This is a genomic window from Paraburkholderia sp. FW306-2-2C-D06C, from assembly GCF_058781505.1.
Window position 1 is genome coordinate 38,390 of record NZ_JBYSWU010000057.1, and the last position, 17,292, is coordinate 55,681.

Genomic DNA, 17,292 nt, shown 5'->3' on the forward strand with positions numbered 1-17,292 from the left:
TGCTTGCAACCCCGGCTGTTGTGGCCGGCAGATTCCTGCCGGTTTCGAATGGCGTTAGCCCTTCACATAAGCCGTTGCCGCTTTTTCACCTCCAGCACGCGCCGGTAGACGGCTTCCGTGCCCTCGATGAAATGCTGGTCGCTGAATTGGGCTTCCGCCCGCAGTCGCGCCAGCCTGCCCATTTCCGCGACCTCCGAGCGCCGCGCGACGATGTCCGCGAGCCGCGCGGACAATGGCGCAGGCGCTTGAGGTTCGACGATCCACCCGTCGACACCGTCGGTGATGTTCTCCGGCAATCCCGCATACCTTGAGACGATCACGGGCTTTGCCGTGGCCATCATTTCCCGGCACGCGAAGGAGACGGTTTCGATGGCGTACGAAAGGACAAATCCGAGATCGAATGCGGCGATATGGGTGCGTACGTCATGCAGGAGACCAGCCACTGTGATCGCGTTACGCATATTGAGCGCATCGATGATGGCCCATTGTTCGGGGGTGGGTTCCGGACCGACCACTATGAGGTGAACCTGTTCGCGCAGCGGCAACGGCAGGGCCGCGGCCGCGGCGACCATGTCCATAGTCCCCTTGTACCATTCGAAGCCCGTGACGGTTCCAATGATCAGTTTGCCGGCGTTTTCGTCCCCCACGATTTCGCGGCGTCGCTTCTGCATCGTTTCTGCATCGGGAGGAGAAAAGCGAGACGTGTCGATGCCATTCTTAACGACGGTGACGCCGCGCTCGCGATAGGGCGTCTCGCGCATCATGGAAGCAGTGAAATCGGAAACGGCAATCACGTGGTGCGTAGCCAGACGGGCGCGGATGATGTTAGCCAGCCCTTTGCCGACGGCGATCGAATTGTGTTTCGTGAAGATGATCCGCGGCTTTCTTCGCCCGAGGCCGGCGGTCGCGATCATCACCAGCCGATGGTCCGCGGATCCGTTGACATGGACGACGTCGATCCGTTCGCGCGTGATCAGTACCCGCAGGCGCCGTGCCGACCTCCACATGTTCCCGAGCTGATTGATTTTGCTGGGGAAGTCCATGGGAATCAGATTCACATCCGCCAACGGCCGAGCCTGCGCAAATAGGGTGCTGGTGGATGGCGTTGCCATATAGATGGAATGGCGCTGAGCCAAGGCCTTTGCTATCGCGACCAGATAAGTCACGTGACCGCCGCCCCGTCCGGAATGGAAGTTTGTTAGTAATATTTTCATTGTTTCGAAAGCGCTGGCTTACACGCTGTTGGCCGAGTTTGCCGTTAGGCCAGCGGCGATGTCTGTCTTTTCGGGGTGCCTGGAACCTTCGAGAACGCTATCGATAGCCTCTCTTACTTCGTCGATCGAAGCTGGCCGTCCCCCATCACCCACCGAGGTTGATAAGCCCTGCACGCTAATGCCGAAATGGCGCCGCGATGTCGCCGTGAAAATCATGACGGTGGGCTTTTGCAGGGCACTGGCGAGATGAACGAACCCGGTGTCCGTGCCAACGACGAGAGCCGACATGTCGATGTGCTGCGCGACCTGTTCCACGGTTAGACGGGGCAACACAATGGCGCCCGGGATGCCTTCCGCTATCGCGATCGCGTCCTTATGCTCCGACTCGGAGCCCCACGGCAGCAAGGGCGTGATGCCCTGGTTCCTGAGAGGCTGGCCGATGGCGTGCCAATGGGCAATGGGCCACTTCTTTTCGTCACTCGATGTGGCGTGGAAAAACAGCGCAAATGGTGCGTGCTTCGCTGCTTCGGGCATGATGCCCGCCGGGGGAACGCGCAGGCCGAAGTGCGGCAGGCCGTCGATCGAATAGCCGAAGGTCTGACTGACGGTGGCCCGCAGTCCGTCCCACGCATTCAGATCGCCTCGTGGCGCGAAGCGCTGGTTATAGGCGAAGGCGGCACCGCTCTCGCCAAGATCGGCATTGCTATAGCCATAGCGGCGGCGCGAGCGGGCGAGAAACGCGATGATCGCGCTTTTGTAGACGCCGTGCACGTCGATAACGGCGTCGTATTTTTCACGGCGTAGTTCGCTAATCGAAGCCGCAATGGCTTTCAGGTCATCGAGGCTGCGCCGCTTCTTGAAACTGCGCAGTGGCGCGCACAGCACGCGATCGATACCCGGGTTCCAGCGAAGTATATCGGAGAATGCTGCGTCCGCAGCCCAGTCCACTTTGATTCCGGGGAACGCTCGATGGAGATCCGATACGATGGGTTGACCGTGAACGATATCACCAAGTGAAGTGACCTTGACAATTAGAATTCTGTTCATCAGAGCAGTTGTATGGCATTTCGGGGCGGCTTGTCCGGTTGGAATAGACGTTGCCGTATCTCGGATAAGAACGCTTCGGAAGTGGCGTATAACATCGCGCATTGGGATGGCCGGCGCTTCAGGAGAGAATCAGCTTGACCCGTGTGAGCGGCAGGTCCGATCGGAGTAATCCCTAACCGCGCGATTATACCGGAACCCCGTATAGGACTGCATTTTGCCCGGCATGTCCGGCACGGCCGGAGGCTGTGTGAAAACGCCCTGATCGCCTAAACCGAATCAACGCATTCAACTGAGGTGGGCGGATGAAGCGATTCATAGAAGGCGAAGATCGCAAGCAGGTCACTCTGCTTCCAGAATGCCTTGATGACTTCATCGACGACGATAACCCAGTCAGGATAATAGAAGCATTTGTCGAAGGCTTCGAACTGGGGCCACTCGGCTTTGACGGCGCCACGTCTTCGGTTACGGGGCGCCTGACCTATCATCCAGCAGTGTTGCTGAAGATCTACTACAAGGGCGATTCAGGCCTGGGGCGGGCCCGGTGGCCACCCGCGACGAGGGCTCCGGCTCGGCGTATTTCGCCGTCAGCTTTTTCGCTTCTGCAGCTTGATCCACAGCGCCGGTGCGTAGACCGCGGGGCAGGTGTTGTAGAGAAACATGCGGATCCGCAGGCCCAGCTTCACATTGCGTGTGCCCGTCAGCAACGCCATGCGTTCCGATATGCCGCGCGCATTGAACATCGCGTGGATGAACTGCTCACGCGCGATTTTGGGCGCGAGGGCTGCGCGCATCCGGTCTCCGAGGCCGACGATATCCGCATCCTGCTGCAACTGCGCCGCTTCCACGAGTGCGAAGCCATTGCCCTGGCGCATGCGAGCAACCATTTCGGCCGTGGTTCGATAGCGGCGCTTGCCCGAAAGACCGCCGCGCCGATACCGCACCAGCGGTTCGCGCACGCTCAGCGCGCCGCCCGAGACAATGGCGCGAAACGTCATGATCTGGTCCTCAGCTGCGGAGCCGGCCATCATTGGGCCGAAGCGCTCGAACAGCCGGCGCGACCACGTGTGCGCCGCGCCCACCAGCCACGGCTTGTTCGCGACCCAATCGTCGAAGTCCCGATAGGTGCCCAGTTCGGTCGGGGCCATGCGTTCATGCACCTGGCCAGTTTCGTCCATGTCCGCGAGGTCAGTCGCGATCAGATCGGGGCGCCGGTCATGCGCAAGCCAGTACTCGACAACCCTCTCGCAACGATTGGGTGCGGACATGTCGTCGCCGGCGGCAACGAACAACAATTCGCCGCGCGCCATCGATCCCAGGCGTGACAGATGCGCGCTGATCCCTTCGTTGGCGGTGTTCCGGCGCGTGATCACATGATGCGGACCGCTGTATTCGCGTGTTGCTGCTTCGATTGCAACGTAGGTGCCGTCACTGGAGGCATCGTCGGAAATGATGATCTCGAGCGGCGTGTACGTTTGTGCGAGCACGCTGCTCACCGCATCGGCGATGACCCTTTCCTGGTTGTAAGCGATCAGCAGCACCGAAACTAATGGCTTGCCTGGCGCAGGGGAGGGGCTGTTCGGAACGTTGTGGCTCATGGTGCGGGTTGGCGCGACAACTCGCGTTTGCGTGAGTCGATGATCGCTAGAAACGTGGCGCTCAGCAGGGCGAGTAAGGCCGTGACCATCACGGGGACCAGGACGTCGATGGTGAGTCCGAAGACAATGGTGCTGGAGGCGACGGCGAGCCCGGAATACGCGGCGGCGCGGATCACCGGATCGGCTGAGTGCCGGTGATGCCAGAAGTAAGCTGACAGGCCGACATAAAACAGCGCGAGGCACAGCGCGCCGATCACGCCCATTTCAGCGATCGTCGAGAAGAAATCGCTGTGCGCGCGTTCGTTGACGATCTCGCCTTTTGCCTCGCCGTGCTTCGACATGTCGTCGAGGGCGTTGACCAGCTTCCCTTTGCCGACACCATACGCGGGATGTTCGGTGAACAGCCGCCAGGACGCCTGCCATAGCTGAAGACGCAAGCCGACAGACGTGTTTTCGTCACCGCGGCGCAACTGCGCCAGGTCCGCGGTTGCCTGTTCAACCCGGGTCATGACGCGTGCAGTTGAAAGCAACGCGGCGCTGCAAACCATGATCACAAGCACTGCGATCAGCAAACGCTTCTTTTGCGCGAACCAGTGGTACTGGTAACTGAGCAGGACCACGAAGACGGGAATGGCGAGCCAACCCCCGCGCGTGCCGGACAGGTACGACGCGTAGCCGCCGCTGAACAGCGCCAGCAACTTCAGTGTCAGCGCCCGCCAGTCGCGGGCGTCGTCCCAGCCGAGCGTAAACACCGACAGGAAGGCCAGCAGCAGCGCAGTGTCGCCGAACGGAATCGCGTTCGTGTAGTAGTTGTCGAGACGGCTGACATCGGTCCAGCCGCCCTTCAGCTGATCGACGAGTGCCCAGATCCCCACGGCGACGGCGCCTGCTGCGCACCCCCAGCCGATCATGCGCAGATTGCGTGACGGGAACTGGCGCAGCAGCAGGAACAACGGCAGCGCGAACAGGAAGCGCGACAGTGCGTCGAACTGGCGTGGCATCCAGTAGTGCATGAACAGTTGCTGGACGGCGATGGCGACGACCAGCGCCAGCATGCCGGTCGTGTACCAGCGATAGGTTCGCAACGCAGCGAAATAACCGGGCGTACGCCGGTTGGCGACGGCTGCGCCCAGCGCGAGGGCGACCAGCGCGAAGAAACAGTAACCGGTGCCACCACGCCACACGAGGTTCACGGCGGGGGCAAGAAATAGCAGTGCGGTGCTGAACCAGATCAGACTGGGGGCAAAAATCATAGGCCGAAAATTCGTGTGAACATTACCGTTCCGGTCTGTCGATGCCAAGATCGGAGGTTCAGTGCGCTAATTTTAAGACAGGAAGGCGACCGCGATTATAACCGTGTGACAACGCCGATTACGCCAACTGGCCGTTAGTGTAATGCACGCTAAAGTTCGCTCCGGTGGGGCTGTGTGTTTCGTGAACCGTGGACGGCCTGTCCGCCCGGTTGCTGCATCTGTCTAAGGCGCATTTCCTGCCGCGCGGCTTGACGGCTCCTGCTTTTTTTCATTGCCGTACGCCGGCAGCCTGTCCAGTAGGGGCAGCCTCGCACCTAGACGCCGCCGGTCACCAACGGCAACACCGTCAAATCCGGATGCGTGCCGTCGACGATGCTGCGTCCCACATGCACACCTTCGTACAACGCCGCCTCCTTGCCGATGAAGCTCTCTTCGCCGTCGGCATGAAACGGGATCGTATGCCCGGGGATAGCCGGATCGGCGCCCGGATGGCAGACGTAGCCGACATACGTGTAACGGTTGTCGGCTACGGCTGACGGGTGTGCTTCATCGGGCGGGTTTTTGAGAAACGGCGCCACGTGAATCTCAAAACCCTCGTACTCCACCATCTGCCAGGGTGCGGATTCATCGGACATGGCCGCCTCCGTTTATGTCGCACGCTTCTCAAAAAAGTCTAGGTGATTTGAACGCAAAACGCGCTCAAAGACGCATGCGGCAAAACCACTATGGCTTGATTGCGCCGAGCTGCCTGAGCAGCGTCAGATTGTCTTCGAGGTGCCAGTTTCCGGCGATGCGGCCATCTTTCACGCGATAAAGATCGAAAGCCTGGAAGCCGACGGTCTGACCGTTGCCTTTGAGGTTCTGGAACTGGCCAGTGAAGTGTCCGTAGAAATGCAGATGGAACGACGCGCGGCCGGCACGATCGCGGTGCTTTTCGCCGACTTCGAGGCGACCGCAAGAGGGTGGAGAACCGGCAAGCGCGCTCGCCGATCGCGATGCCGGCGAGCGCGGCGACACGCCCAGATATCCATACCCAACTTCGGCCAACGCTGGCCGACTTGCGTCGCGGGCCGGCGCCGTCATATAGAATGACGCGCTTTGCCCGTACATCACCGTCCATGTGGTTCAAAAATCTTCAGCTTCACCGTCTTCCCGCTCCGTGGTCCGTCACCCCTGAACAAATAGAGAAGTGGCTGGCGCCGCACGCGTTCGCGCCAGGCAACAGCGTCGAGATGCAAAGCCACGGCTGGGCGTCGCCGCGCGATAACGATTCGCTCGTCTATTCGCTGAACCGCCAGATGTTGCTGGTGTTTCGCGCGGAAAAGAAACTACTGCCCGCTTCGGTCGTCACTCAGGTGACCAAGGCGCGTGCTGTCGAACTCGAAGAGCAGCAGGGCTTCAAGCCCGGCCGCAAACAGATGCGCGAACTCAAGGAGCAGGTCACCGACGAACTGCTGCCGCGCGCGTTCAGCATTCGCCGCGACACGCGCGTGTGGATCGATGCCGCGAACGGCTGGCTGGTGATCGACGCGGCTTCGCAAGCAGTCGCCGACGAGGTGCGCGGTCTGCTGGTCAAATCGATCGATCAACTGCCGCTCGGCACGGTGCGCGTCGCTCAATCGCCGGTCGCGGCGATGACCGACTGGCTGCTCTCCGGCGAGGGCCCCGCGGGTTTCACGCTCGACCAGGACACCGAGTTGCGCTCGGCCGCGCAAGGCAACGCGACGGTGCGTTACGTCGGTCATGCGTTGGATGCCGAAGACATGCGCCGTCATATCGAAGCCGGCAAGCAATGCATGCGGCTCGCGATGACGTGGAAAGATCGCGTGTCGTTCGTGCTGACGCCGTCGCTGACGATCAAACGCGTCGCGCCGCTCGACGTCCTCAAGGAAGCGAGCGACCCCACCGCGCAAAACGACGACGAGCGCTTCGATTCCGACGTCACGCTGATGACCGCCGAACTCGACCGCATGCTGGCCGATCTGCTCGACGCGTTGGGTGGCGAGCAGGGCGAGGCGGTGCCGCAAGCCGCAGCTGCCTGAGCTTTCTTGAGCTTTCTTGTTCTGCTGTATGCCGGCGCGTTGGGCAATCCAGCGCGCCTCTCCGCGCTCAGCGGGACCGCTGAGCGCGGAGAGGCCGCTGGCGCGGTGCGCGAGTGAGACAGACTTGATGCGGGCCCGTCGCGGGGCCGTGCATAACTTCCGCTTCGCGGGGGAAATCGCAAGCGCTTCAATGGCTTGCAGAGTTTGCCGGATAGTTATGCACAGATTTGCGAACATTTTCTGTGGACAAGTCCACGACCACTTTTTGTTTGCCCGCGCAGCAGGCAAACAAACAAACGCCCCACGTCATTCCCCAACCGCCAGCGCGCGCCTGCGCCGCCGCAGCGCCGCGCCAATCGACACCGCCGCGCCGATGCCGCCCATCGCCAGCGACAGCGCCACGATCAGCCAGCCGGTCTGCGCCCGTCCGGAGAACACGCCGACCAGCAAACCGGCGAGCGGCTGCGTCATGTTGTTCAACAGGATGATGACGCCGATGGTTTTGCCGTAGTCCTGCGGCGGGATGATTTTTTGCCGCGCGCTGCGGATGTAGACGTTGAACATCTTGTCGAAGCCGACGATCAGCAGGAAGCCGAGCGCATAGCCGCGATGGTCCGCACTCGCACCGGCGATCAGGCCGCCCGCACAGATCGCGACGAAGGCGACCCGGCCCAGCATCTGCGCGGGCCACGAGGTGCGTGCGATCGTCAGGAGGATCAGCACTGTGGCCACCGCGCCGGCGGTTTGCAGCCCGGCGTAGTAGCGGCTCGATTGCGCGTGAATACCGGTCACCATGGCGGCGGATGTCGCGAGCGTCACGCCGATCACCAGGTTTTCGGCGGCGGCGAGCAGCACGACTTTCTTCAGGCCCGGCAGAAGCAGCACATGCCGCAGCGCGGTGCGCAGCGGCCGCGTCCAGTGGCCGGGTTCGATGCGCGGCGGAGCGCCGGCGCTAAAACCGCTCGTGCGTTGCCACAGCAAAAGGGCGCCGTCGGCGAGCAGAAACAGCGCGCCGGTGGCGCCGACCACCCATTCCCAGCGCCACAGCCCGAGCAGCAGCGCGGCCAGCATCGGGCCGAGGACGAACCCGAGCTGATCGGCCAATTGCGAGTAAGCCAGCACGCGCTGAAACTGCTGCGTGCTGAAGATCTGCGGCAGCATCACTTCGCGGGCGACCAGGCCCTGGCTCGTCAGCACGCCGCACAACGCGGATAGCGTGATCAGCCAGCCGATTCCGCCGAACAGCGCATAAGCCAGCACGCCGCCGAAACACACCAGCGCGCGCACGGTCTGACTCACGCGCATCAGCTTGAGCGGCGAGATGCGGTCGCACAACGCGCCGAAGAACGGAAACACCAGATAGCGCGGCAGCGTTTCGATAAAGAACGCGACGCCGGACCACGAGACCTTGTGCGTCGTCTGGAACACGACGAGCGGCACGAGAAACAGCAGGATCTGATCGGCGAGGCGCGCGACAAACAGCGAGCAGAAGAAAGCCTGATGGTTGACGCGCACCGTTCATATCCCGCCGTTTATGGGTCGACGACGATCCTATCAAAGAACGCGGTCTTGCGGCCGGGCGCGCCGCTTACTTCATGTCTCGCATGCCTTGCTGAATCTGTTCCGGCGTCAGATCGCGCGTATGTGTCGCGAGCGACCAGTTGTGGCCGAACGGATCCTGGATCTGGCCATAGCGGTCGCCCCAGAACATGTCGCTGACGGGCATCGTGACGGTCGCGCCCGCGTCGACGGCCTGCTTGAAGCTGGCGTCGACATCTTCGACGTAGAGATGAATCGTGACCGGCGAGCCACCCAGCGTTTTCGGACCGACGGCGCGATGCTCAGGCCATTCGTCGGTCAGCATCAGCGTGGAGTCGCCGATTTTCAGCGAGGCGTGCATGACCTTGCCGTCCGGGCCCGGCAGGCGGACTTGTTCGACAGCATTGAACGCCTTGGTGTAGAACGCGATGGCATCCGCGGCGTTGGCGCAAATCAGATAGGGGGTGAGCGAGTGCATCCCTTCCGGGATCGGTTTGACGGGGCTGGACATGACGGCGACTCCTTGAAGTAACAGGTTCGAGAGTTGAAAGCCCCGCTGCGCGAGCCGGGTCTTCAACGTTACGACGACTGAGGCGCGGTTGGATCGACACCCCGGAAAAAATATTTTCGGGCGCGGGCGTCAGCGTTCGCTTCAATGCACTCAATCCGCGCCTGATCCATGCTTAACCCGTGCGCAGCCTTTGCGTCCAACTCTTGCACCCAACCCTTGCACCCAACCCTTGCTCGACCTCGTTAGCCGGCCGGGTTGTCGTCGTCAGGCGGCGTCGCTGCGCCGCTGGCGGGCGCGCCGAGGATACTGATCTGGAACGTCGGGGTTGCCGCCAGCGATTGCAGCGCGGCGTCTTCCACAATGTGTTCGAACAGCGGCAGAATCACCGAGCCGCCGATCACCGCGCGCCGGCTATTGTCGGCCGGACGTAAGCCCCACACGTCCTGATAGACGACCGGGACCGCGACGCCGTTGCGGGTGGTGTTGCCGATGTACAGCATCACATGGCCGCCGATGTAGATCAGCGTACGCATCGGTTCGCCGTGCTGCGCAAGATAGTCGAGCCGTTGCGCCGGCGTCGACGCCGACAGATCGACCATGCGCCCGGCGCTCATCTGCGTCGACGAATGGCGCGGCAGCCACACGCCGAACGCCGCGAAGATGCTCTGGAGATCCGACGAACAGTCGTTGTAGAGCCCGCTATTGCCCCAGCCGTACGGTCGCCCGATCAGCGTTTTCATCAGCATCGCCAGATGACGCGGCGTGGCGGCGAGCGGTAGCGGGGCGATTTGCGCTTCGTCGAGCTGGGCGGTGCGGATAGTCGCATGGCCGTCCACATCGCGAGCTGGGACCAGGAGCTGACGGGAGGCGGGCTGGTCCGCATTACCGATTGCGGTCGTGATTGCGTTCCTGATTGCGGTCGCGTTGGCGTTCTTGCCGGCGGGCCGCCTGGCGTTTTCAGGCGCGAGCGGCAGCAGCGTACCGGCCGGCGCAGCGAAGCGGAACACGCCGTGGCTGTCTCGCACGGGCGCCGAGGCCACCGTCACCGCGCCCAGCGACCTGCCGGTGGCCGCGCGCCAGGTGTCGACAAAGGTGTCATCGGTCATGCCGACGCCGTCGCTGCGCACCCAGCCCTGCACGTCGGGCGTCTGCACGTAGGCCCACGCGCCGTCGACGCTCGTACCCAGCACATACAGCGGCGAGCCCGGACGCACCGCCGAGATTTGCAGGTTGTCGAACGGATAGCCTTCGCCGGCCAGGCGATGGTCGTAGAACGACGGGTCCATGGTCGGCAGCTCGCGCGCCATCAGATTACCCGTGGCGATCGCGCGGCGCTCAGGCCGATAGGCGGGCGCCTGCTCGAACTGGCCGACGTTCATGTTGTGCGCGATCGCGTCGATCCACGCCTTGTCGTGCGGCCGGAAATTCTCGCCGTAGCCGAGCTCGGCGTCGGTCTTGCCCATGTTGTCGTATTTGGCGATCCGGCGTTGCTGCAACGCGGCAATGTCGGCGCCTTGCTGGCGATAGACCCGCATGCTCACAAAAGCGGAATTCCACGGCGACGGCGCGTTCGTGCCGGTGCCGAAGTAGCGCGCGTAGAGCGCCTTGAAATGCGCGTGCTGATCGGCGGGACTCAGGAACGGCTGGTCGTAACCGGGACTGTCCGGTTCGAGCCAGTGATCGACGTTCTGGTCGTAATTGGCGATCGGGAACAGCGTGACGGTGTCGGCTGGCGCGTGCGCTTCGCGCGTCGGCGCGGGATTGCTGCAGGCGGCGAGGGCGGTGCACAGCGCGACGCCGTAGAGGGCGCGCAGCAGGTTGGCAGGGACGGTCCGCCGTGTGGCGCGCCAGGCGGCCGGGAACAGGGTTGCAAGGCGGGAGGTGACGGCAGCAGGCATGGGTTCGACGGGAATGGTCAAAAAAGGGGGCCGGGGGTTCGATGATACGGTGTCGCGCGGCGTGCGTTCCGATACACTCGCTTTCACATTCGACCGATAGCCTCGAATTGTTTATCGAGGCCGCATCATCAGGAGATCACTCATGCGAACCAGCGCACGCAATCAATTCGCCGGCGAAGTGGCCGAAGTCAAACACGGTGCAGTGAACGACGAAGTCATGCTGCGCACTCAGGACGGTCTCGAGATCGTGGCGATCATCACGCACGGCAGCGCGGCTTCGCTCGGACTCGCGGCAGGCCAACCGGCGTTCGCGCTGGTCAAGGCATCATCGGTGATCGTGGTGGTCGACGTGGCGAAGAGCCAGGTGTCGGCACGCAATTGCATCGCCGGTACGGTGTCGGCGGTGACGAAGGGCGCGGTGAATTCGGAAGTGACGATCACCGCGGGCGGCGCGCAGATCGCCGCGATCATCACCAACGAAAGCGTCGACCGCCTCGGTCTCGCGAACGGCAAACCGGCAACGGCGATCTTCAAGGCGTCGAGCGTGATCATCGGCGTCGATCAATGATCGAAGCAGCGCTCGCGGCGGCGAAGCGTGAGTGAAGCGCGACTGAAGCTTGACTGAAGCGCGAGCGAAGCGTGACGGTTTCGGTCCATGCAACGCCTGAAACAGACAGGGCGGAAAGAGACCGGCATGCGTGGCGGCTCGAGCCGTGAATGAAATGACGGCTTGCTTTACACTGCACGCCTGCTTGTTCCTCTTTCCGCTTTCACCACGGACACCGTCATGTTCGAAGTTTCCTCCGCCTCGCATCTGCCCAAAGCCGCGCAATACGAAGAACTGGTTGCCCAGGCGCGCGCGCTTCTCGCCGACGAAACCGACTGGGTCGCCAATGCCGCGAACTTTTCGGCGCTCGTGTTTCATTCGTTGAGCGATCTGAACTGGGCCGGGTTTTACTTCCACGACGGCCGCGAACTCGTGGTCGGGCCGTTTCAGGGCAAACCTGCCTGCGTGCGCATCGCGCTCGGCAAGGGTGTGTGCGGCACGGCCGCGCAGACTCGCCAGACACAAGTCGTGCGCGACGTGCATGAATTTCCCGGCCATATCGCTTGCGATTGCGCATCGCAAGCGGAAATCGTCGTGCCGCTCGTCGCACCGGACGGCACGCTGATCGGCGTGTGGGACGTCGATAGCCCGATCGTCGAACGCTTCGACCAGGAAGATGCCAGGGGAATGGAAGCGCTGTGCGCGGTGTTCATCGAAGCCGCGTTGCCGCGCGCGCCGTCGGCGTCTTAAGAAGCGCGGCTAGCAGGACCGACGGCACGCCCGCGCCACTGCGGGCCTCGTGCCGATATAGCGCACTCTCCACGCGCTCGAAGCGGCGCCTGACCGCACTATCCTCACTGGTTTGGGAGTCGATCCACCACGATAATGTCCGGCCAGGAAAGCCGTTATCATACGCACGGTTGCATGGAGGATCGCACCACCCTGTCGGCCGCGCCGTCTTTGCCGTCCGCGTCAGGAACGCTTCAATTCGTTTCCCATACTCAGGAAAATCAAAGGCCGGCGCGATGCAAGATCCCTCCTACGCCGAAACGCGCACGCGCGATGCCGCGCTTTTGGCGGCGCCATACGGCATGTTTATCTGCACCGCGGACGGCACGTTCGACAGTGTCAACGCCGCTTTCGAACGGCTGACGGGTTTTGCCGCCGAAGAACTGGTTGGCCTTCGCACCCTCGAGTCACTGCACGATCCCGCCGAACTTGCCAGGCGCCGCGCCGAATGGCCGGCGCTAGCCGCCGTAACCTCGCGCTACGAAGGCGAATGGACCTGCATACGGCGCAACAACACGCCCGTCCGCGTGGTTCTTGCACTGGCGCCACTGGTTGCCGAACCGGACCTTCCCGGCGATGTGGCGCCGCGCTATGTCGGCATCGCCATCGACATGACGCGTTATGCGCAGTCCGAGGCGCGACTGTGGTACGTCGCGCATCACGACGGCGTGACGCGTCTGCCCAATCAGACGCTATTCACCGAACGCCTCGATCTGACAATCGCGCGCTGTCAGCGAACCAGCAGCGGTTTTACGCTGCTGATCGCCGAACTCGACCATCTGCGCAAACTGCGCGACGCGCTCGGTTTGCACGCGGCCGAGCTGGTGTTGCAGATCGTCGGCGAACGGTTGCGCGGTCTGTTTCCCAACGACGGTACGATCGCCTCGATCGGCGGCACGCAATTCGCGCTGCTGATCACCGAAAGCGGCGCGGCCGCCGATGCATTCGCCGCGGAAGCACTCGCCCGCATTGCCGAATCGATCGACTATGCAGGCACCGCGCTGAACATCACCGCGAGCATCGGCATCGTCGCTTATCCGGACGATGGCGGCGACGCGCCGACGCTGATGCGTCGCGCGGGCGTGGCGTTGTCGGCGGCTTCGGCGGTGAGCGGCAATGCGGTGCGGCGTTTTTCCGCCGCGCTCGAAGGCCAGGCGGCGCGCCGCTTCGAACTGGAGACGATGCTGCGCGACGCGCTCGAGCGTCAGCAGTTGCATCTCGTGTATCAACCTCAAGTGACGCTCGCAACCGGCTGCATCGCGCAAGTGGAGACCTTGCTGCGCTGGAACCATCCGCAGCGTGGTTTGATCAGTCCGGTCGAATTCGTGCCGGTCGCGGAGGAGGCAGGCCTGATCGAGCGCATTGGCGAATGGGTGATCCGCACCGCGTGCCGGGATGCGGGCAAATTGCTGCGGCTCACCGGCACCTTGCCGCGGGTGGCGGTGAACGTGTCGCCGCAGCAGTTCCAGCGGCACAACCTGTTCTCGACGATTCGCGAGGCGCTGGAAGAAGCCGCGCTCGACCCTTCGTATCTGGAAGTGGAAATCACCGAAGGTGTGCTGCTTGACGACACCGAGCAGGCATTGCAAACGCTGCATGCGTTGCGTGAATTGGGCGTTGAAGTCGCGGTGGACGACTTTGGCACGGGCTATTCGAGTCTCGCGTACCTAACGCGCTTTCCGCTGAATCGCCTGAAAATCGACCGCTCGTTTGTGATGCGCATGACCACCGATCCGCAATGCGCGGCGCTGGTGGGCGCGATCATCGCGATGGCGCATGCGTTGAAACTGCGGGTGACTGCCGAAGGCGTCGAGACGGCCGAGCAGGCCGCGCAGCTGGAGGCGCTCGGTTGCGACGAAGCGCAGGGGTTCTGGTTCTCGCGCCCGGTTACGGCCGCGGCGCTGGGCAGTCTGCTGGAGCCGTTGGGTGCGGGTTGAGGAAAACGGGGCGGCCATGCCGGTTACATCAACATCGTCAGTCAAACGAATCAGCGAACAGCGCATCTTGATCTATGGGCTTGCGGCACTTGCAGCCCAATGCCTTGTGCTTGCGATCTCGGGCTTTCGATATTACGCGCTCGCCGACCGATCAGCCCCAATGGTCGGAGCTGATTTCGTAATCTTTTGGTCCGCAGCGCGCGTCGCACTCGAACATGGAGCGGCGGCCGCGTTCTCGGCGCATTGGATGCGTCCCATTGAGTCGGCGCTATGGCCGCATGAGTCGTTTGCGCCATGGCCGTACCCGCCGACATTCCTGCTCGTCGTCCTCCCGCTTGGATTGTTGTCATTTGGCCTCGCGCTCATCGTATTTCTCGCAATCGGCATTGCCGCATACGGCGCGACAATAGCGAGGATTGCTCACAAGATCAGCCGAAGCGCATTCATAGCGATGATCGCATTTCCAGGTGTCGCCGTCGCGATCATTACCGGTCAAAATTCGCTCCTCACGACGGCTATCGCCGGCGGCGCGCTCGCGCTGCTCTCATCAAGTCCGATACTCGCCGGCGCGTGCATTGCCGCGCTCACCATCAAGCCGCAATTCGGCATTCTGTTTCCCGTCGCGTTGATTTGTGGGCGGGAGTGGAAAGCACTGGCATCGGCGGGTGTATGCAGCATTGCGTTTGTTGGTATTAGCGCGCTGGCATTAGGTCGCGAGGCGTGGATCGCGTTTGCTTCATTCCTGCCAGAATTCAACAGGATTGCCATCGAACACGGTCACGAATTGTGGAGTGGAATGCCGACCCTATTCGCGGTCGGAAGGTTCGCAGGGCTTTCCGTACGGGTGGCATATATTATCCACGCCGTCGTGGCGGTGCCGGCTGCGGTCGCGATGGCTTATCTATGGGTCAAGGGCGCCAGGTTAGAACTGCGCGCTGCGGCCTTGGTGGTCACGACGCTGCTCGTTCAACCGTATTTTATGTATTACGATCTTGCGTGGCTCGCGTTGCCGATCGTGTTTCTTCTCCGGGATGCCGAAACAGTCGCATTGGGCCGCGCCGAGTCGATTGCGCTCGCGGCGGCTTGGATGATGCCGGCGGTGGGGTTTTTCGCGTCACGGTTCGATATTCATCTCCAATTGGCGCCCGCCATTCTAGTCGGGTTGCTCGCGATCATCTTGCGTCGCCATTTCTCCGGCACGAGGTGAGATGCGATTTCTTTGCCACATGAAATCGCCCCAACCTGCAAACGCTTAAGCCGCGAGTGCAGGCAGCAAACACAAACCGCGTTCGGACCTTGGAAGCTAAGGCGGTTACGATTCCCACCGGCCCTTTTGCATGGCCTCTTCCAACATGCCAAGTGTGAAGGATCGCCCACCTAGCGTTTCGCGTGCCTCCGTGCTGAACGGTGACTTAACTACCGCGGCAAGAAAAGAGCCGATGTTCATTTGACGTACCGGCTATCCGTATGATGATAACCGTCAAAGAATATCGCGCAGCCGCCGCATAGACAATGCGGCTTACCAATGCTGACGTTCCTCGCCCGTCCTTTGTCACGCCGAATGCATGCCTAGCATGGCTGCAATTGCCTATCCACTGGCCGCTCCGGGTAGATGGCTGGCTCTCCGTCGCCGTCGCACGCCAGCCGTCGGCATTGGCCGCATCGTTTACCGATAGCATCCGACCGGCCCGCACTGACACTCACGTTCCGTAACCAGTCGCTTGGCCCAAGGCGCTCTGAGCCGATGGTGTTGCCTGGTTCAGGACGGGGCAGCGGAACGCAGTGGCGAAGAAGTGGCGAGCGCTACCTCGCGAACCCGCGCTAATGCTGAAAGGACAATTTCCTGCGAGTCATCCGCACGGAACCCGCGGCGCTGGCGGCGCGCAACATGGCACCCGGCTTTTCTTCATAGTTCGATAGACGAAACGCTGAGGGCCTCGACGCCGACATCGCGGCAATGTGTGCGCCGATGCTGCATTGACCGCGCGGAGGACGGCCAGATTGAACGCGAGAGGTTTGTGCGCCGGCGTTGATCCAGCCGGGACGCAACGCGGTATAGTGGCTGAAACAATCGTGCCGGGGGTTCCTCTAGGGGATCAAGATGGGCACGCTCTTTTACTACGTGAGCGCCGCGATGGTTGGCGGCGGTTTCGGGACAAGCGGAATATTCGGGCAGGTATTTCTCTGGAGTGGCCTAATTCTGATCGCCGCATCATTCGTGTTCAAGGAAGAGGACTGACCTTGCCAGCGCATTCCGATCGGCAGAAGCGGAGGCAGCGAAGCTTGCGAACGAAAGGGATGACGCTATCAAACAGATGCAGGAGATACCAGGGCAGTTATCCGATGCAAAACAACAAGACGAACAGAAGGCACAAACAATTACAAAGCTTAATGTTCAGCTCAAGAAGTTGACGGATGCCGTTCAATCGAGCAAGGCCGCGGTCGCCCTCGGCCTGGGAATGGTGTCGGGCGCCGACCGCTGGGCGACGACCGCTGGGCGACGACCGCAATCCCGGCTAGACACTATGACTCCCGTGAGGCAAAGGCTGGCCTGCCGTGAGGAATCAGACGCGGGTTAGCATTGCTGCCAGAGCCGCACGGTGCGGACAGGGCCGCACCCGGCGATTTCCGGCACGGAGACCAGCATGGAACACGATAGCACGCTGTATGTCGGTCTCGATGTACACAAGGAATCGATCACGGTCGCGTATGCGCGCGGTTCGGGTGAAGTCGAACTGCTGGGCAAGACCGGCACGACGCAGGCGGATGTCGATCGCCTGTGCAGGCGCCTGCAGTCCAAGGCGCAGCACATCCGCGTTGTCTACGAGGCCGGTCCATGCGGTTATGGGCTTTACCGTCAGCTCGTGCAGAAGGGATTCGGATGCATGGTGTGCGCCCCATCGCTGATTCCGAAAAAGCC

General features: G+C 62.2%; 14 protein-coding genes and 3 pseudogenes. 8 read left to right on the forward strand and 9 right to left on the reverse strand.

Annotation, left to right across the window (positions count from 1 at the left end; genetic code table 11):
- Window positions 1–62: 62 nt before the first annotated feature.
- Window positions 63–1,166 (reverse strand): glycosyltransferase family 4 protein, encoded by a 1,104-nt coding sequence (locus AC3WLT_RS30925; protein ID WP_492595444.1) that lies wholly within the window; start codon window positions 1,164–1,166, stop codon window positions 63–65.
- A 66-nt stretch (window positions 1,167–1,232) separates the two neighbouring features.
- The gene (gene waaC / locus AC3WLT_RS30930; protein ID WP_492595445.1) at window positions 1,233–2,261 is read right to left on the reverse strand and encodes a lipopolysaccharide heptosyltransferase I; all 1,029 of its coding nucleotides are present in this window, start codon (window positions 2,259–2,261) and stop codon (window positions 1,233–1,235) included.
- A gap of 302 nt (window positions 2,262–2,563) precedes the next feature.
- Between waaC and AC3WLT_RS30935 the strand changes: the two are divergent.
- Window positions 2,564–2,779: pseudogene (locus tag AC3WLT_RS30935) on the forward strand (transposase); the annotation flags it as partial.
- Window positions 2,780–2,845: 66 nt separating this feature from the next.
- On the opposite strand, the gene AC3WLT_RS30940 reads toward AC3WLT_RS30935, so the two are convergent.
- The 4 genes and pseudogenes from AC3WLT_RS30940 to AC3WLT_RS30955 form a co-directional block, all read right to left on the reverse strand.
- Window positions 2,846–3,856, reverse strand: a complete 1,011-nt coding sequence (locus AC3WLT_RS30940; RefSeq protein WP_492595446.1) for a glycosyltransferase — start codon at window positions 3,854–3,856, stop codon at window positions 2,846–2,848.
- Entirely contained in the window at window positions 3,853–5,109 is a 1,257-nt protein-coding gene (locus tag AC3WLT_RS30945) for an O-antigen ligase family protein (RefSeq protein ID WP_492595447.1), read from the reverse strand. Before AC3WLT_RS30945 ends, AC3WLT_RS30940 begins: the two co-directional genes overlap by 4 nt.
- 314 nt (window positions 5,110–5,423) lie before the next feature.
- Complete coding sequence (locus AC3WLT_RS30950) at window positions 5,424–5,744, reverse strand: hypothetical protein (RefSeq protein WP_492595448.1); 321 nt, start codon at window positions 5,742–5,744, stop codon at window positions 5,424–5,426.
- Window positions 5,745–5,832: 88 nt separating this feature from the next.
- Window positions 5,833–6,021, reverse strand: a pseudogene (locus AC3WLT_RS30955) (ester cyclase); the annotation flags it as partial.
- 206 nt (window positions 6,022–6,227) lie between these two features.
- Between AC3WLT_RS30955 and AC3WLT_RS30960 the strand changes: the two are divergent.
- A complete protein-coding gene (locus AC3WLT_RS30960) occupies window positions 6,228–7,151 on the forward strand; it encodes a recombination-associated protein RdgC (protein WP_492595449.1) in 924 nt (307 codons plus the stop codon).
- A gap of 306 nt (window positions 7,152–7,457) precedes the next feature.
- Here AC3WLT_RS30960 and AC3WLT_RS30965 read toward each other — a convergent pair whose 3' ends face one another.
- The 3 genes from AC3WLT_RS30965 to AC3WLT_RS30975 form a co-directional block, all read right to left on the reverse strand.
- Window positions 7,458–8,666, reverse strand: a complete 1,209-nt coding sequence (locus AC3WLT_RS30965) for an MFS transporter (protein WP_492595450.1) — start codon at window positions 8,664–8,666, stop codon at window positions 7,458–7,460.
- 73 nt (window positions 8,667–8,739) lie between these two features.
- On the reverse strand, window positions 8,740–9,201 hold the full coding sequence (locus AC3WLT_RS30970; RefSeq protein ID WP_492595451.1) for a VOC family protein: 462 nt from the start codon (window positions 9,199–9,201) through the stop codon (window positions 8,740–8,742).
- Window positions 9,202–9,443: 242 nt separating this feature from the next.
- Window positions 9,444–11,099, reverse strand: a complete 1,656-nt coding sequence (locus tag AC3WLT_RS30975) for an SH3 domain-containing protein (protein WP_492595452.1) — start codon at window positions 11,097–11,099, stop codon at window positions 9,444–9,446.
- 142 nt (window positions 11,100–11,241) lie between these two features.
- Here AC3WLT_RS30975 and AC3WLT_RS30980 point away from each other — a divergent pair, with 142 nt between their 5' ends.
- From AC3WLT_RS30980 to AC3WLT_RS31005, 6 genes and pseudogenes are all read left to right on the forward strand, one after another.
- The gene (locus AC3WLT_RS30980; protein ID WP_492595453.1) at window positions 11,242–11,667 is read left to right on the forward strand and encodes a TOBE domain-containing protein; all 426 of its coding nucleotides are present in this window, start codon (window positions 11,242–11,244) and stop codon (window positions 11,665–11,667) included.
- A gap of 219 nt (window positions 11,668–11,886) precedes the next feature.
- The gene (locus AC3WLT_RS30985) at window positions 11,887–12,396 is read left to right on the forward strand and encodes a GAF domain-containing protein (protein WP_492595454.1); all 510 of its coding nucleotides are present in this window, start codon (window positions 11,887–11,889) and stop codon (window positions 12,394–12,396) included.
- Window positions 12,397–12,671: 275 nt separating this feature from the next.
- On the forward strand, window positions 12,672–14,372 hold the full coding sequence (locus AC3WLT_RS30990) for a putative bifunctional diguanylate cyclase/phosphodiesterase (protein WP_492595455.1): 1,701 nt from the start codon (window positions 12,672–12,674) through the stop codon (window positions 14,370–14,372).
- A gap of 16 nt (window positions 14,373–14,388) precedes the next feature.
- Window positions 14,389–15,579, forward strand: coding sequence for a glycosyltransferase family 87 protein (locus AC3WLT_RS30995; RefSeq protein ID WP_492595456.1), 1,191 nt, complete (start codon window positions 14,389–14,391; stop codon window positions 15,577–15,579).
- An 894-nt stretch (window positions 15,580–16,473) separates the two neighbouring features.
- A complete protein-coding gene (locus tag AC3WLT_RS31000; protein ID WP_492595457.1) occupies window positions 16,474–16,611 on the forward strand; it encodes a hypothetical protein in 138 nt (45 codons plus the stop codon).
- Window positions 16,612–17,017: 406 nt separating this feature from the next.
- A pseudogene (locus AC3WLT_RS31005) lies at window positions 17,018–17,292 on the forward strand (IS110 family transposase); the annotation flags it as partial.

What these genes read in the sequence shown, in the direction of transcription:
- waaC (WP_492595445.1), bottom strand. Translation starts at nt 2,261, where the DNA reads ATGAACAGAATTCTAATTGTCAAGGTCACTTCACTTGGTGATATCGTT.
- AC3WLT_RS30940 (WP_492595446.1), bottom strand. Translation starts at nt 3,856, where the DNA reads ATGAGCCACAACGTTCCGAACAGCCCCTCCCCTGCGCCAGGCAAGCCA.
- AC3WLT_RS30945 (WP_492595447.1), bottom strand. Translation starts at nt 5,109, where the DNA reads ATGATTTTTGCCCCCAGTCTGATCTGGTTCAGCACCGCACTGCTATTT.
- AC3WLT_RS30950 (WP_492595448.1), bottom strand. Translation starts at nt 5,744, where the DNA reads ATGTCCGATGAATCCGCACCCTGGCAGATGGTGGAGTACGAGGGTTTT.
- AC3WLT_RS30960 (WP_492595449.1), top strand. Translation starts at nt 6,228, where the DNA reads ATGTGGTTCAAAAATCTTCAGCTTCACCGTCTTCCCGCTCCGTGGTCC.
- AC3WLT_RS30970 (WP_492595451.1), bottom strand. Translation starts at nt 9,201, where the DNA reads ATGTCCAGCCCCGTCAAACCGATCCCGGAAGGGATGCACTCGCTCACC.
- AC3WLT_RS30975 (WP_492595452.1), bottom strand. Translation starts at nt 11,099, where the DNA reads ATGCCTGCTGCCGTCACCTCCCGCCTTGCAACCCTGTTCCCGGCCGCC.
- AC3WLT_RS30980 (WP_492595453.1), top strand. Translation starts at nt 11,242, where the DNA reads ATGCGAACCAGCGCACGCAATCAATTCGCCGGCGAAGTGGCCGAAGTC.
- AC3WLT_RS30985 (WP_492595454.1), top strand. Translation starts at nt 11,887, where the DNA reads ATGTTCGAAGTTTCCTCCGCCTCGCATCTGCCCAAAGCCGCGCAATAC.
- AC3WLT_RS30990 (WP_492595455.1), top strand. Translation starts at nt 12,672, where the DNA reads ATGCAAGATCCCTCCTACGCCGAAACGCGCACGCGCGATGCCGCGCTT.
- AC3WLT_RS30995 (WP_492595456.1), top strand. Translation starts at nt 14,389, where the DNA reads ATGCCGGTTACATCAACATCGTCAGTCAAACGAATCAGCGAACAGCGC.
- AC3WLT_RS31000 (WP_492595457.1), top strand. Translation starts at nt 16,474, where the DNA reads ATGGGCACGCTCTTTTACTACGTGAGCGCCGCGATGGTTGGCGGCGGT.